Below are 903 nucleotides of genomic sequence, written 5' to 3' on the forward strand. Positions count from 1 at the left end.
ACAGTGGAAGAGCCTGATCAAGTGAACCAAGTGCTCAGTCAGTTTTTGACAAGCTGTGCGTAATGCTAAGCTGCTGAGGCAAATTCGCATAAAGTCAGACTGTTTTGGCAGTAGGTTATAACAATTCATAGAAAAGCCGCTACCAGTCATTGATAGCGGCTTTTTTTATCCTATTATGCTCAATACTGACGATTACATCCGTGAGCTATATTGGCTGTGGCCATCATCGATAGTGCCAAATGCTTCTGCACGATTGACGATTTCGGTTGCCCATGCCCGGTGGGTCGCAGGTTCTAGCATGGTATTGTTGTACTTGAACACCGCCTTGGCCTCAGAGTGCAGGATTGCCTGTGCTTCATCTAATGTACTGAGTGGCACGCAGTAGGCTTGCTGCACGAGTGCAATTTGGCTTGGGTGAATGACCGTTTTACCGACCAGTCCCAAACTGACATCATGATTTAGCTCCTGCATAAAAAGGGTTGGCTGATCTAAATACTCAAATACTGGCGCTGTCAGATAAAAACCATGCGGTACGAAGCAGCCAAGCAGCTGATAGGCAAGGGTGCCGATAGGCGTGTCATAGACAATGCTATTCTTTGGACGACGCAGGCGCAGCGCGGCAAATAAGTCATTACCCCCGATACGTAGCGCAAATACTGGCTGACTAAAGGCTTCTTTAAAAGCAATCGCCAGCTCTTGATTATGATGCGGATTGAATAATGCAGCCGTTTCGAGCGTCGGCATCAGCAGATGGTCAGCATTGAGGTTCTGACAGGCCATGCGCCAATTGGATAAGCTATACATATCGACCTTTGGCATGACAAAACCATCGATAAGATCAATATGAGCATAGTCAGCTAATTGCTGTAGCATCATCGGACTACGCGGACGTATAAAAACCAG

The 903-nt window shown here is 47.0% G+C and carries 1 protein-coding gene; it reads right to left on the reverse strand.

The window, feature by feature from the left end:
• Positions 1-192: 192 nt before the first annotated feature.
• A partial coding sequence (locus tag B3V51_RS09950) for an HpcH/HpaI aldolase/citrate lyase family protein (protein WP_286708341.1) occupies positions 193-903 on the reverse strand: 711 nt, incomplete at its 5' end.

This window comes from Psychrobacter sp. UBA2514, assembly GCF_002341255.1.
Lineage (GTDB): Bacteria > Pseudomonadota > Gammaproteobacteria > Pseudomonadales > Moraxellaceae > Psychrobacter > Psychrobacter pacificensis.